This window comes from Chthoniobacterales bacterium (assembly GCA_018883245.1).
Taxonomy (GTDB): Bacteria; Verrucomicrobiota; Verrucomicrobiia; order Chthoniobacterales; family JACTMZ01; genus JACTMZ01.
Map to the genome: position 1 here is coordinate 90,146 of VEQL01000001.1, position 13,842 is coordinate 103,987.

The following is a 13,842-nucleotide window of genomic DNA, read 5'->3' on the forward strand; positions in this document are numbered from 1 at the left end:
GAGGAGGCCGGATGGGTGTCCAGTGGCTCAACCGAACCGGCCCACGCAGAGCACAAGGAGAGATCCCGCCGGAGCACGATCTTTCACGCTGTCGCCTTGCGTTGGGCGTCGGACTTCACCGGCGCCTCGTCGTCCTGCGGGTAGGCGATGCGGCTGTGCATCATGTTGAGGAGAGTGAAGCGGAAGCTGGCCCCGAGCTTGCGGATGTCATCAAGCGTGAGCGGACACTCGTCGAGCAGCCCTTCGTCCATTTTCCGCTCGATCACCTCATCGACCAGATCTTCCACCCGTTGGGGCGTGGGATGTTTGAGCGCACGCGAAGCGCTTTCCACCGCGTCGGCGAGGCAGACGATGCCGCTTTCGCGCGTTTGCGGATTCGGGCCCGGATAACGGAAGTTCTCCTCACGCACCGCCGGCACGTCCTCGGCACGCAGGTTCATGATTTTCCCACCGAGGCGGGCGTCCTCCGCCTGCTTGAGGGCTCGGTCGTGGAAGAATCGCACCAGCGAATTGCCGTGATGCTCGCGGATGACATCGACCACACGGTCGTTGAGCTGGTGCTTGAGTGCCAGATCCACGCCCTCTTTGACGTGCGAGATGATGATGAGCGAACTCATCGAAGGCGCGAGATCGTCGTGGGGATTTTCGCCCGGCGCCATATTCTCCGTGAAATATTCCGGCTTCACGAGCTTGCCGATGTCGTGGAAATACGAGCACACGCGGCACATCGTCGGGTTGGCGCCGATGGCCTCCGCTCCCGCTTCCGCGAGATTGGCCACCGCGAGGCTGTGGTGGTAAGTGCCGGGCGCCTCGAGCGTCATGCGCTTGAGCAGAGGATGGTTGAGGTCGGCCGACTCGAGCCACGAGATGTCCGTCGTGATGCCGAAGATGTGCTCGAGCACCGGGAGAATCCCGCTCACAAGCACCGCCGTGCCCACGCCGACCCCGAAAGCGGCCAGCGTTTGCCATCCGACCATGGCCCAGTCGGTGAGTTGCGGCGCGGTGATGATGGCCGGACCGATCTGGCCGAAGATCGCGGCGAGCAGCCAGACGGAAAGGCCGACGTAGAGCCCGGCGCGGACAAGCTGGCCCCGGCGGCGAACTTGCAAGGTGCAAAGAACGGCGACGGCGCCGGAGATCAGCGAAATGACGAGGAACACCGTGTCGATGACCGGCATGAGAAACGCGCCCCAGAGGCTGACGACCATCGCGCCGAAGAGCCCGAGGTGACGCCCGAGCAGAACGGAAAACACGAGCGGAGCGAAGGCGTAGGGAATGAGCATCGGCACGAGCTGCAGGTCGATGCGTCCCGTGTCGGCGAGCACGAGAAGCCCCTTGATCGTGCCGAGCTGCAGCAGAAGGATGAAATAAATGAGGGCGAGGCTCGAGTTGCGGTAGAACGCCTGCGGATGGTTGATCCAGAGCTGCGCGATGGAGATGGCGAAAACCAGCAGGCAGATGAGGAATTTCTTGAGCGGCTCCTCCTGCGCTCCGCCGCTGAAGATGAGAAATCCGAGTCCGACGGCGAAGGCGACGAAAACGACCACCCGCGGCAGCCAACCGCAGGCCAATGCCTCGCGCAGCGGACTATTTTCGACTTTCCGCCGCGACTTTCCGCAGGCGAGGCCTTTTTTGACCAACTGCTGCCGATGAAGGAATTTGAGCATACGAGTCCGCGGCATGCTGCGCGCAAGCCGCGAGGTGCTTTCAGCCCCCGAGCGCGGCAACGCCGGGCAACTCTTTGCCCTCGAGGAATTCGAGGCTGGCCCCGCCGCCGGTGGAGCAATGGCTGACCTTGTCGGCCACGCCGAATTTTTTCGCCGCCGTCGCGGTGTCTCCCCCGCCCACGACCGTTGTCGCGCCCTTGGCCGTGGCTTCCGCCACCGCCTCGGCCATGGCCTTGGTCGCGCCCGAAAACTTGTCGAACTCGAAAACTCCCGGAGGCCCGTTCCAGATGATTGTTTTGGCGCGCAGGATCGCCTCGCGGTAAAGCGCGATGGATTTCGGACCGGCGTCGAGCCCTTCCCATCCGGCGGGAATCCCCGAAGCGTCATCGGCAGGCTGCGTTTTGGCGTCGGCCGAAAAACTGTCGGCGCAGACGTAATCCACGGGGAAGATCAGCTTCACGTTGCGTGCCTTCGCCTTTGCCGCGAGATCACCGACAATCTTGGCGCCCTCGGCATCGAAAAGACTTCCGCCGATTTCCATGCCGTCGAGGACCTTCTTGAACGTGTAAGCCATGCCGCCGCCGATGATGATCTCATCGGCTTTTTCGATGAGGTTGGTGATGAGGGGAATTTTGTCCGCGATCTTCGCACCGCCGAGAATGGCAAGCAGCGGACGCTTCGGATGCTCGAGCACCGCGGCGAAAGCGTTGAGTTCCTTTTCCATCAAAAAGCCGGCGGCTTTCTGCGGGAGATCGACACCGACCATCGACGAGTGCGCGCGGTGCGCCGTGCCGAAAGCATCGTTCACGTAAACATCGCCGAGCTTGCTCAGGCTGGCACGGAACGCCGTGACATTGGCGGGGTCAGCTTTCACCGATGTGCCGTCATCCTTCTTCGCCTTGCCTTCCTCTTCGATGTGGAAGCGCAAATTCTCGAGGAGCACGACCTCGCCGGGTTTCAGGTTCGCGCACGCTGCCTCCGCCACGGAGCCCGAGCACTCGGGAACGAATTTGACAGGGCGTCCGAGCAGTTTTTCCAATTCCGCCGCGACGAGCTTGAGGGTGAATTTTTCCACTTTCCGGCCATTGGGGCGCCCGAGATGGCTCATCAGCACGACGGAGCCGCCGTGATCGAGCACATGCTGGATGGTCGGCAGCGCGGCGACAATGCGCTGGTTGTTGGTGATGGCGCCGGATGCCTTGTCCTGCGGCACGTTGAAGTCCACGCGGACGAGCGCCCGCTTGCCGGCGAAATCGAGGTCGCGAAGAGTTTTGAATTTGGCCATGGCTTGGGGATGGAAACGGCGCCCGGGTTGCCCCGGGCGCCGCGGTGAAGTTGGTCTTTTAGAGTTTGGCCGCGACTTTCTTGAGCAGGTCCACGCAGCGGTTGCTGTAGCCCCACTCGTTGTCATACCAGCTCACGAGCTTGAAGAAGCGGCTGTTGAGCTCGATGCCCGAGCCGGCGTCGAAAATGCTCGAGGCCGTGTTGTGGATGAAGTCGGAAGAGACCACTTCGTCGTCGGTGTAAGCGAGGATGCCCTTGAGGTAGGTCTCGCTGGCTTTTTTCATAGCCGCGCAGATTTCTTTGTAGCTGGTCTCCTTGACAGTTTTGACCGTGAGGTCGACCACCGACACGGTGGGTGTCGGCACGCGGAAAGACATGCCGGTCAGCTTGCCCTTGATCTCGGGGATGGCGAGGCCGACGGCCTTGGCCGCACCCGTGGTCGAGGGGATGATGTTGATCGCCGCGGCACGCCCGCCTTTCCAGTCTTTCTTGGACGGACCATCGACGGTCTTTTGCGTCGCGGTGTAGCTGTGCACCGTGGTCATGAGACCTTCTTCGATGCCGAAGCCTTCCTTGAGAAGGACGTAAACAACCGGCGCAAGGCAGTTGGTCGTGCAGCTCGCGTTGGAAATGATGTTATGCTTGGCCGCGTCGTATTTGTCGTCGTTGACCCCGAGGACAACCGTGATGTCTTCGCCTTTGGCGGGCGCGGAGATGATGACTTTTTTGGCCCCGGCCGCCAGGTGACCCTTGGCTTTTTCGGCATCGGTGAAAAGACCCGTGCACTCGAGAACAACGTCCACCCCGAGATCTTTCCACGGGAGCGCCGCCGGACCCTCTTTGACGGCGAGGCATTTGATTTTCTGACCGTTCACCACAAGGACGTCGTCCTCCGCGGCGGCAGCCGAAGATTTCTCACTCGAGACCGTGCCCTTGAACGCCCCCTGTGTGGAATCGTATTTGAGGAGGTAGGCAAGGTTGTCGGCGGGGACGAGGTCATTGACCGCGACAACTTGGAAATCTTTGCCGAGCAAGCCCTGTTCCGCGATGGCGCGGAAGACCAGACGCCCGATGCGCCCGAACCCATTGATACCAATTTTAGTCATTTTTTATGTGTCTGTGTGTTGATGCCCGAGGAGATCCGCCATTGAAAGAAAGCTGTGCAGACAGGTCAAGAAAGGAACGTGACTGCAACATGAGTTCACTCAAGCTCAAAATTAATAGTCACTTCGTAAGCGCCGCCAGATGATAGAAGTGCGCCGGGCGGGCTGTTGATCTTTTGCACTTTGGCTGCAGCGGCCAGAACACTTTCATCCATAACCACGTTTCCAGACGAACGGACCACTTTAAAGCTGGAGATGCGCCCATCCGCTTCGATGCGGATGCGCAGGCCGGTAGTGAATTGGGCGGAGCTGGCAATGCTGGTCGGCTGGTCCCAAACGCTGAAAAAGCGGTCATGGATATGCTCGTGATAGGTGCCGAAGTTGGCCGTGCCTCCACCGGCTCCGCCCGCGCCGGTTCCCCCGCCGGAGGAACCTCCGGCCGTTGCACCGGCAGTCCGCGAGCCCGATAAACCTGAGGCTTCCGCCTTACGAACCTCGCCGGGCGGAGCGTCCGATGCACCTGTGCCGGGCGAGGCTTTGGGTGAAGGACTCGGCGAAGATTTTGGCGAGGCACCGGGCGAAGCCTTCGGTGAAGGTTTGGGCGAGGGCTTCGGACTGGCTTTGGGCGTGGCCTTAGGAGTCGGCTTTGGAGAGGGTTTCGGCGACGGCTTGGGGCTTGGTTTCGGGGTTGGCTTCGGACTCGGCTTCGGCGTCGCTTTGGGTGTCGGGGTAGGCGTCGGTGTAGGTGTAGGGGTCGGCGTGGGTGTGGGCGTTGGAAGCGTGATATCGCTCTTTCCGGGAGGAGCCGTGAGTTCCGGAGTCGCCGACGGCGCCGGTTTTGCTTCTTCCTTTGTTTCTTCCGCTTCCTCTTCGTCCGCCTCGGGCAGGAAATCCGGCGCGGAAAATTGGGCCGGATTGAACCAGCTTATTTCCGCCTTGCCCTGCCGGACTTTGATCTCCCGCGTGCTCCACCAGACGAGGGTGCCGATGACGAGCGCATGCAGCATCGCCACGGCGAACACCGTGCGCCGGAAGCGGGGGTCGCCCATGGCGTCAGTCTTCCGAGGGGCGTGTCATAACCCCCACCTTCATGATGCCGGCGCGCGAAATGACATCCATTACGCCGATGAACTTCTGCACGGGCAAATCCTTGTGCGCGCGCACCACCACGGCGACCTGCGGATCTTTGGCGCGCAAGGCGATGAGTTGCTGCTCGAGAGCGGTGGGCGTGACCGCATTCATGTTCAGCTTGAGCACATCGTTCCTGTCGATCGATACGGTCTGCACCTTCTGGGTATCGACCGGCTTGTCCGCCTCGCCGCTCGTCGGCACCACGAGATCCATGCTGTTCTCCAGCAGCGGCGTGGTGATCATGAAGATGATCAGCAGCACGAAGGCGAGGTCGAGCAGGGGCGTGATATTGATCTCCGACAAGGTGGAGAGCGCCTGCTTGTCCGAATAGCGACGCATGTCCCTCAGCCCCCGCGGTTGAAGTTGACGAAGCGGTGCTCGAACTCGGAGGAAAGCTCGGCCGCGAAATTGTCGGTCTGCACGATGAGGGCGCGCAGGCTGGTGATGAGGAAGTTGTAACCGAACATGGCCGGAATCGCCACGAGCAGTCCGATCACCGTTGTGACGAGGGCTCCGGCCACGCCGGGCGCCATCGCCGCGAGGTTCGGCGTTCCGGCGACGGCGATGCCGGCAAAGGCGTCCATCACGCCCCACACCGTTCCGAGCAAGCCGAGGAAGGGCGATCCGCTCACCGCCGTGGCGAGAATGATCATCTGTGATTCCATCCGCAGACCGGCTTCGCCCACCGCGCGTTCCATCGCCACGCTCACCGCGCGCATCTGCGCCGGCGTGATTTTGTCCGCCACCTCGACGCGTGCCGCGAATGTGTCATCGACCTCGGGCGAACCGAGCATCTGCAGGGCCAGTTCCGCACAGCCCGCACGGTAAACCTCGAAGGCCGGCGAACCTTCGAAAGAAATGCCCGTCTCGTAAAGACGCAGCGGCTGGCGGTCCTTGCGGAAGACGGAGAAAAATCTCTGGGTTTGCTTGCGGGCAAACCGGATCATGCGGAATTTCGTGATGATGACCGACCAGCTGAAAATCGAAGCGAGGAAAAGCGCGACAACGACCGCGTGGCCCGCGACCGTGGACTCCTGGAAGGCGAAAAACAGTCCGTCTGCGGCGACGAATTTCGGAACGAAGAGAAAGTCCATGCGCTTCGCACCGCAGTGTAGAACGGCACGCGCCGCGTGCAAGATTCTCGCGGGGGTTCTTTTGGCGGGACCATGTCACGGGGCCCCGGCCGCGGAAGGCACCGCTTACGATGTTTTCGCCAAAGCGATCGCCCCGATTTCCGCAGCCGTTTTCGGCGACAACGGGAAGCCGTCCGGCGCAATGGTTGCGGAATGCCTAGTGACCGACGCCACCGGTCCGCTGGTTCCGGCCAAGGGCGCGCGCTTCCGTCTCGCGGTGCAGGCACCCGACCGCCTCAGGGTCGATGTTGCAGCCAACGGAGCCGTCCTCACCGCCTGTCGCAACGGCACGGAACTTTGGGCCGTTCCCGCGGAGACGATGGGTGCGCTGGCTGCCTCGGCAGGACTTGATGGCGGACGGAAAAGCGAAGCAAACCCCGTTTCGCCGCCGCTCGTGCCGCTGGCTCTCGACACCAAAATGCTCGCTTTCCTTCCGCTCGTTTTCGACGTGAAAGATCTCGGCATCGAAGAAGGCTCCTCGCTGCGCATGTTGCAATTTGCGCTTTTGCCGGACGTGCGCAATGCCATCAGGGCTCCCGATTTCACCGCGCGCGCATGGATTGCGCCCGATTACCGTCCGGTGCGTGTGGCCATCGAAAGCACGGGCTACGCGATCGATCTGCAGGTGGAAAAAATCAATTTCGCCGAATGGCTCCCCGAGGCCGCATGGCAACCGGACGAAGGATCGCAACCGCTCGAGCTGCCGGCCGCGGCATTGAATGCACTCTTCGAGAAAATGCTCGAATCAGGCTCCGCCAGCACGCGGGAATAAGCGCAGCTCAATCCCCAGCCAAAGCATCCGGCAACTCGTTGCGGTCGCCGTGGCCACGCGGAAAATGCTCCGCGAGCAGATCGGCGGCACGCCGGATGCCTGCGACAAGACCTTCGGTGAACCGCCCCGCCGCAAAGTCCGCCTCCATGGCTTTGGCGGTTTCATCCCAGAACGACTGCCCGCATTTCGCATGAACCGCGTCGTCGCCGATGACAGCGAATGCGCGGTCGGACGGCACCAGATAAATCAGCACCGCGTTACGCTCCCGCGTGCAATCCATGTCCAGCCTGCGGAATTCACGCAGCGCACATTGTTTGGCTTCGCGCCACCGCAAACGCCGGCGCGAGACAAACACACGCACCTCGCCGGAGGTCCGCTGCTCGGCGCGCCTCACCGCCTCGAGCACGGCGTCCTCGTCGATCGTGGAAAGAAATTCGCGCGCGTTCATTTCACCACCTCCCGCTGGCTCCCCCGCCGCCGAAACCGCCGCCTCCTCCGATCGATCCTCCCCCGAACCCACCTCCACCGCCGAAGCCGCCACCACCGAAATTTCCCGGGAAAAAGACGTCACGACGTCCACGCGGCGAATAAACCGTCCCGCCGTGACTGTGGCTGCGACGCACGACGATGATAAGGATGATGATCAGAATGATCCAAAAAACCAGCGACGCTGCGGGGTCCGCCTCAGTTTGCTGCTCCTCGGCTGCGGTGCGCCCGCTGCCCCGGTATTCGCCTCGCGCTGCCGCCATGAGCGCGCCCGCACCGCGCAAAATCCCGCCGGCCATGTCGCCCGCGCGGAAGGACGGAACCATTTCGGCGTTGATGATCCCGTTGGCGAGGGCATCGGGCACGGCACCTTCGAGCCCGTAGCCCACCTCGACACGCATCTGGCGCGACTGGGGAAAAACAAAAAGCACGATCCCGTTGTCCCGGCCCTTGCGCCCGACACCCCACGCCTCGGCTGTGCGCTGGGTGAAATCCTCCATCGCAAAGTCCTCCGGGACCTCCGGCAGGACGCAGACCCAAAGCTGGTTCGATGTTTCGCGCTCGAACTGCGCCAACTCGGCCGCCAGCGCCGCTTTTTGCGAGGGGCTGAACACCCCCGCGCGGTCGAGCACGTAGTCCGCGGGCGGCGGCGGAAGCGGCGTCTGGCGCGCCGGCGCAGACAGCACCGCGGCGACCAGGAACAACGCGCTGAGAACGCGAGCGCGCACGACTTTGCGCAGGTCAGGACCCCGGCGGTCCGCCGAAGTTGAAATTCACATCGGGCGCTTGGTCTGCCCCGGCGCGCGCGGCGAAATACGGACGCTCTTTGAACCCGAGGAAACCGGCGTAAACGATCGTCGGAAACTGTTTGATGGCCGTGTTGTATTGCTGCACCGACTCGTTGAACTTTCGGCGTTCGACCGCGATGCGGTTCTCCGTGCCCTCGAGCTGCACCTGAAGATTCTGGAAATTCGCGTTGGCCTTCAGTTCGGGGTAGCGCTCGACCGTGACGAGCAGACGGGAGAGCGCGCCGGAAAGCGCATCCTGCGTCTGCTGGAAAGCGGCCATGGCCTCGGGCGTGGCCGGCGGGCTGTTCGGATCGATTTTGACATTCGTCACCTGCTGCCTCGCCTGAATAACATCGGTAAGCGTCGATTTTTCAAAGTTTGCCGCGCCTTCGACCGTTTTGACGAGATTCGGCACGAGGTCCGCGCGCCGCTGATAGACGTTTTCCACGTCGGCCCAGCTGCTGTCGGTCTGCTGGCGCAAGCCGACGAGGCGATTGTATCCGCAGCCGGTGAGCAGGATCGGCACGAAGGCCAAAACCAAAGTGAGAAGCCGGAGGTTTTTCATAGCTTCGCCCTGTATGGCGGGTGTGCCTGCCTGCGGCGAGGAGAAATTGCGCGGGACCGCGCCGGGTGCGAATTACCTCGGCGAGGCTGCGGGCGACGGTGACGCCGCGGGAGAGCGCGCAGGCGCGGCGGATTGGCCGGCGGCCGCACCGGGAGCGTTGAACTGGATGTGATCGCGGAAAAACTCGTCCTCGAGCATCGTGCGCATGTCCTGCGCACTCGAACGCTGATTGGCCATCTCGAGTTTCTGCCGGGCGGCATCGGGCTTGCCGTCGCGGAAATCGATCGCGGCACCGACCACGTAAATTCCAGCGGTGCCGTTGCCGGCGGCGATGGCTTCGGCGATTTCTTTGCGGCGCTGCGCGGGAAGGTCGCCGGCCACATCGGCCATGGCGCGCTTGTATTGGAAGAAGCCATCACCGGGATTTTGCGCCAGATATTGGTCGATGAGCTTGGCGGCATCGGCCGGACGTTTTTGCAACCGCCGCAGCTCGGAAAGATTTTGCACCAGATCTCGCTGGTTCGGCGCGAGCTGAAGCGCTGCAGTCAAAGTCTGGTCGGCACCATCGTAGTCCTTGGTCAGGATCTGCGCCGCACCCAAAAGCGCGGACATCCCCGTGTCCCCGGGATTCGCTTTGAGTTGTTCGCGCGCAGCGGTGATAGCTTCGAAATTCTGGCCGGCCATCATGCGGGCGATGGCGCGACGGCGCCAGAGGTTCGGGGTGGACGGCTTGAGTTCGTAAACTTCAGCAAGCATGGTCTCGGCGTCCGCGCCCGCATTGGCACTAAGGGCCGCGTTGGCGCGATCGCTCAGGACCATGGCGCGAAGTTCGCGGGCAGCACTGCGCTGCCCGAAGTAAAGCAGCAACAGAATCAACACGCCGACGACTGATGCGATGGAAAGTATAAGGGCGAGCGGGGAAGAAGGTTTCATTTCGTCAAAATTTATGAGTTTGGAGTGAAGTCGTATTTGAAAGCGAAAGCCCCGCCTTGGGGAAGCCGATTTTCCAAGTGTGGATCCGGGGGCGTCCTTTGTGCGATGAATGGGGGTCATGGAGTCGAGACGCCCAACGGTGCCCGCATGGGCTTGGGGGCTGGCGGTGGCAATGGTCGCGCTGGCTCTTTTTCTTCCGGCAGTGCGATTCCCGTTTTTTCCTTTCTGGGACGACGACATCCACGTCCACGCCAACCCGCACGTGGCGCAGCTTTCATGGTCCGGGATCCGGGCGCTCTGGTCGGGGCCTTGGCAGCAGCTTTACATCCCGCTTACCTACTCCGTGTGGGCGGCGATGGCGGCGGCATCAAGGTGGTGGGACGGGATTCCGATTGTATCGGGTCCGATTAACGCTGCGTGGTTCCACGGGGCGAATGTTGCGGCACACTCCGTTTCGGCAGTGCTGGTCTTCGTCTTCCTGCGACGAACTGCCGTCCGCTTCTTCCCGCGCGCGACCGGTGGGCGCGCGGACCTCGCCGCGGCGGTCGGCGCGGCGATTTTCGCCCTGCACCCGCTCCAAGTGGAACCCGTGGCGTGGGTCTCGGGACTGCGCGACGTGCTGGGAGGATGCCTCGGACTCGCCTCGCTCGCGGTTCTTTTCGGCGCGGAACGTCTCACGCCCGCGCGCTGGGGCGTAGCAACACTGCTTTTCGTTGCCTCGCTGGCCGCCAAGCCGGCCGGGGTATCGCTGCCTTTGGTCGCCGGGATTCTCGCCGTCGCACCCTTCACGTGGCCTTGGCGCAAAATCGCCACGGCGCTTGGGCCCTGGCTTGCCATTGGCGCCGCGTGGGTTCTCATCACAAGCAGCGCGCAGTGGGCCGCCGAACTCGCCGCAGGACTTGTCCCCGTGTGGGTCAGGCCTTTGGTCGCGGCGGACGCGCTGACTTTCTATATCGGGAAAGCGTTGTGGCCCGCTGCCTTGGCGGCCGACTATGGGCGCTCGCCCGACAGCATGATGGCATCCGGTTTGCTATGGTGGATCTGGATCGTGCCGTGCGCCGTGGTTGCCGCGCTCGCCGCATTCAAGCCCCTGCGCGTCTATCTGGTTCCCTTCGGGATTTTCGCCGCCGCGCTGCTCCCCACGCTGGGTCTCGTTCCTTTCAATTTCCAAGTCGTTAGCACAGTAGCCGATCGCTACGCCTATTTCGCGATGCTCGGACCGGCGCTCGCCGCATCGATGATCCTCGTTCAAACCAACCGCCGCTGGATCGATGCTGCTGTCGTCGCCTGCGCCGTGATGCTCGGCTTCCTCAGCGCGTGGAGACTCCCGCTGTGGTCGGAGGACCTGAAACTTTTTGCCGACACACTGGCGGTCAACCCGGAGAGCTGGAAAGCGATGCACAATTACGCGTCGGCGCTCGACGACCGCGGACGCACCGCGGAGGCGGAACCGTTGATGAGGCAAGTCATCGCGCGGAGACCGGACAGCGCCGAAGCGCACAACGATCTTGCGGTCATCGTGTGGAAACTCGGGCGGCGGCAGGAGGCTGTGGCGCTCATGCGCCGGTCGCTGGCGCTGCGCGCGACACCCGGCTCGGCGGCCAATCTCGCCCGGATGGAAGCGCAATGCGGCAACAAGCAGGGCGTGATCGAAGCCTTGGGCGTCCTCGTCAGACTGGAGCCCGGCAACCGCGAGGCAGCGGAGGAGCTTTCCGCGCTGATGCAGCCCGTCGAAACGCACTGACGGCCGGACTTTACTCGGCGGGGCGGGTGCCGTAGCAACGGATGCGATGGCACTGATCGAACGGACGCTTTCCGGCAGCATCGGCGTGATGCAGTTCAACCGAGCGGACAAAAAGAACTGCCTCAACCGCGAAATGATGCAGGAGCTGATGGATGCGCTCGACGGCTTGGTGTCCGACGGGGCCAATGTGCTCGTGCTTCGCGCGGCACCCGGCGCGAAGGTGTGGTCTGCGGGCCACGACATCAACGAATTGCCCGAGCCGCGCCGCGACCCCCTCGCCTACTTCGACTCGCTCGAGACCTTGCTGCGCAAGATCCAGGACTGCCCGGTCCCGGTCATCGCCATGGTCGAGGGGTCCGTCTGGGGTGGCGCTTGCGACCTTTGTTTTTCCAGCGACATCGTCATCGCGGCCGAGGGAAGCACCTTCGCCATGACCCCCGCCAAGATCGGCATTCCCTACAACGCCTCCGGCCTGATCCACTTCACCAACATCATCGGAGTCAACAAAGCCAAGGAAATGTTCTTCACCGCCGAACCCGTGCCGGTTGGCGACGCGTGGAACAACGGCTTCGTCAACCACGTTGTGCCGCCCTACCAGCTCGAGGAATGCACGATGAAGATCGCCGGCGCCATCGCGGCCAACGCCCCGCTTGCCGTGCGGGCGCTCAAGGCGGAATTCCGCCTGCTCACACGCGGGCATCACATCGACGCCGAGACCGCCGAGCAGATCCAGGCGATCCGCCGTCGTGTTTATGACAGCGAGGACTACGCCGAGGGCATCCGCGCTTTCAAAGAAAAAAGGCCTCCGCGATTCAAGGGGCGATGACCGCACGGACGCTCCATGCGCACGTGGCGGAGTTGCACGCCTGCCGCAAGTGCCCGCGCATGGCGTCGGCGCCGGTGTCGGGCGGACCCGTGCGCAGCAAAGTGATGCTCGTCGGCCAGGCACCGGGAGTGAAGGAACCGCAGCTCGGGCGGCCGTTTGCCTGGACCGCGGGCAAAACGCTTTTCCGCTGGTTCGAGGATGCCTGCGGATTCGGCGAGGAATTTTTCCGGGGCAATATTTACATGGCTGCGGTGTGCCGCTGCTTTCCCGGCAAGCATCCGAAGGGAAGCGGCGACCGCGTTCCCGATGAAGAGGAAATCGCCAACTGCGCCCCGTGGCTGGATCGCGAAATCGCCCTGCTGCGTCCGGAACTCGTGATCCCGGTGGGGAAACTCGCCATCGCGCAATTCTTTCAGGCGGAGAAACTCGCCGGGGTGATCGGACGCAAAATCCGCGCGGAACGCGCCGGGTTTGAATTCGATCTCGTCGCCCTGCCCCATCCCTCGGGCGCATCGACCTGGCACCGCACGGAACCCGGGAAGACTCTGCTGCGCCGCGCACTCCGGTTGCTATCCTCGCACCCTGCCATGCGGAGCTTGAGTCGGGGAGAAAGCGGTGTTCTCGGCACCGTTTCGCGCTAAAATCGATCCGTGGCAAAGAATCGCGCCTACCCGATCCTGCTCGTCGACGCGGGCAACTCCGCGGTGAAGTTCGCGGTGAAATCGCAGGGGAACCTCCGTCCGCGAATCCTTGCCACCCTGCCGACAGCCTCGCTCACCGCCGCGCAAGTGAAAGCCTTGTGCAAAAAAATCCGGCCGGAACGAACCGCAGCGGCCTGCGTCGTTCCGGGTGTCGCGCGCATCCTGCGCACGGCGTGTCCTGGGATTCTTTTGATCGGTCCCCGCACGCCGCTGGAGTTCAAAACGCTCGTCGATCGTCGGACGATCGGCGCCGACCGCTTGGCGAACATGGCCGAGGCGTTCCGCTGCCACCGCCGCGGCCTCATCGTCGCGTCATTCGGCACCGCCGCGACATTCGACGTCCTCGATCAAGGCGGATGCCACACCGGCGGCGCCATCGCGCCGGGATGGGGCACGTTGTCCGACGCGCTCGAGTCGCGCGCCGCGCTACTGCCGTCCGCGCAGGATGTGCGGCCGCGGCGCTGGACCGGACGCAACACGAACGAGGCGCTTCGTGCGGGTATGGCGGGAGGATACGCCGCGCTGGTTTCTCGTATGCTGGAAAAACTCTGCGCCGAAAACTTCGGTCAACGGCGGCCCAAGATCATCTTCACCGGCGGAGATGCGCGGATCGTGAAGCGCCTCACCGGACTGAGCGCGAATGTCGATACGCTGTGGACACTGCGCGGCATTGCCGCGCTGGCAGACCAGATGGAAACAGAGGGTTAAT

Annotated in this window: 15 protein-coding genes; 5 read left to right on the forward strand and 10 right to left on the reverse strand. The window is 63.1% G+C overall.

Annotated elements, in window-relative coordinates; translation table 11 throughout:
• Nucleotides 1-83 precede the first annotated feature (83 nt).
• The 6 genes from FGM15_00450 to FGM15_00475 all read right to left on the reverse strand — a co-directional run bounded on the left by FGM15_00450 (nucleotide 84) and on the right by FGM15_00475 (nucleotide 6,066).
• The gene (locus tag FGM15_00450) at nucleotides 84-1,682 is read right to left on the reverse strand and encodes an HDIG domain-containing protein (protein ID MBU3664336.1); all 1,599 of its coding nucleotides are present in this window, start codon (nucleotides 1,680-1,682) and stop codon (nucleotides 84-86) included.
• A 25-nt stretch (nucleotides 1,683-1,707) separates the two neighbouring features.
• Entirely contained in the window at nucleotides 1,708-2,952 is a 1,245-nt protein-coding gene (pgk, locus tag FGM15_00455; protein ID MBU3664337.1) for a phosphoglycerate kinase, read from the reverse strand.
• 58 nt (nucleotides 2,953-3,010) lie between these two features.
• Nucleotides 3,011-4,057 carry a type I glyceraldehyde-3-phosphate dehydrogenase gene (gene gap, locus FGM15_00460; GenBank protein MBU3664338.1) on the reverse strand — a complete coding sequence of 349 codons (1,047 nt, stop codon included), beginning with the start codon at nucleotides 4,055-4,057 and terminating at the stop codon, nucleotides 3,011-3,013.
• A gap of 95 nt (nucleotides 4,058-4,152) precedes the next feature.
• Entirely contained in the window at nucleotides 4,153-5,103 is a 951-nt protein-coding gene (locus FGM15_00465) for a TonB C-terminal domain-containing protein (protein ID MBU3664339.1), read from the reverse strand.
• 4 nt (nucleotides 5,104-5,107) lie between these two features.
• Nucleotides 5,108-5,524 carry a biopolymer transporter ExbD gene (locus tag FGM15_00470; protein ID MBU3664340.1) on the reverse strand — a complete coding sequence of 139 codons (417 nt, stop codon included), beginning with the start codon at nucleotides 5,522-5,524 and terminating at the stop codon, nucleotides 5,108-5,110.
• A 5-nt stretch (nucleotides 5,525-5,529) separates the two neighbouring features.
• Nucleotides 5,530-6,066, reverse strand: a complete 537-nt coding sequence (locus FGM15_00475) for a MotA/TolQ/ExbB proton channel family protein (protein MBU3664341.1) — start codon at nucleotides 6,064-6,066, stop codon at nucleotides 5,530-5,532.
• A 211-nt stretch (nucleotides 6,067-6,277) separates the two neighbouring features.
• Between FGM15_00475 and FGM15_00480 the strand changes: the two genes are divergently transcribed.
• A complete protein-coding gene (locus FGM15_00480) occupies nucleotides 6,278-7,090 on the forward strand; it encodes a hypothetical protein (GenBank protein ID MBU3664342.1) in 813 nt (270 codons plus the stop codon).
• A 7-nt stretch (nucleotides 7,091-7,097) separates the two neighbouring features.
• Here FGM15_00480 and FGM15_00485 read toward each other — a convergent pair whose 3' ends face one another.
• The 4 genes from FGM15_00485 to FGM15_00500 form a co-directional block, all read right to left on the reverse strand.
• A complete protein-coding gene (locus tag FGM15_00485; protein MBU3664343.1) occupies nucleotides 7,098-7,538 on the reverse strand; it encodes a hypothetical protein in 441 nt (146 codons plus the stop codon).
• A gap of 1 nt (nucleotide 7,539) precedes the next feature.
• Nucleotides 7,540-8,304: a TPM domain-containing protein gene (locus FGM15_00490; GenBank protein MBU3664344.1), complete on the reverse strand. Its 765-nt coding sequence runs from the start codon at nucleotides 8,302-8,304 to the stop codon at nucleotides 7,540-7,542.
• A 13-nt stretch (nucleotides 8,305-8,317) separates the two neighbouring features.
• Nucleotides 8,318-8,929: a LemA family protein gene (locus FGM15_00495; protein MBU3664345.1), complete on the reverse strand. Its 612-nt coding sequence runs from the start codon at nucleotides 8,927-8,929 to the stop codon at nucleotides 8,318-8,320.
• Between the two features lie 72 nt (nucleotides 8,930-9,001).
• Nucleotides 9,002-9,862: a hypothetical protein gene (locus tag FGM15_00500; protein MBU3664346.1), complete on the reverse strand. Its 861-nt coding sequence runs from the start codon at nucleotides 9,860-9,862 to the stop codon at nucleotides 9,002-9,004.
• A 109-nt stretch (nucleotides 9,863-9,971) separates the two neighbouring features.
• Between FGM15_00500 and FGM15_00505 the strand changes: the two genes are divergently transcribed.
• From FGM15_00505 to FGM15_00520, 4 genes are read left to right on the forward strand one after another with little or no spacing between them, the layout of a single operon-like run.
• On the forward strand, nucleotides 9,972-11,606 hold the full coding sequence (locus FGM15_00505) for a tetratricopeptide repeat protein (protein ID MBU3664347.1): 1,635 nt from the start codon (nucleotides 9,972-9,974) through the stop codon (nucleotides 11,604-11,606).
• A 46-nt stretch (nucleotides 11,607-11,652) separates the two neighbouring features.
• Nucleotides 11,653-12,432 (forward strand): methylmalonyl-CoA decarboxylase, encoded by a 780-nt coding sequence (scpB, locus tag FGM15_00510; protein MBU3664348.1) that lies wholly within the window; start codon nucleotides 11,653-11,655, stop codon nucleotides 12,430-12,432.
• Nucleotides 12,429-13,073: a uracil-DNA glycosylase gene (locus FGM15_00515; protein ID MBU3664349.1), complete on the forward strand. Its 645-nt coding sequence runs from the start codon at nucleotides 12,429-12,431 to the stop codon at nucleotides 13,071-13,073. Before scpB ends, FGM15_00515 begins: the two co-directional genes overlap by 4 nt.
• Nucleotides 13,074-13,082: 9 nt before the next feature.
• Nucleotides 13,083-13,841, forward strand: a complete 759-nt coding sequence (locus tag FGM15_00520; GenBank protein ID MBU3664350.1) for a type III pantothenate kinase — start codon at nucleotides 13,083-13,085, stop codon at nucleotides 13,839-13,841.
• Nucleotide 13,842 lies beyond the last annotated feature (1 nt).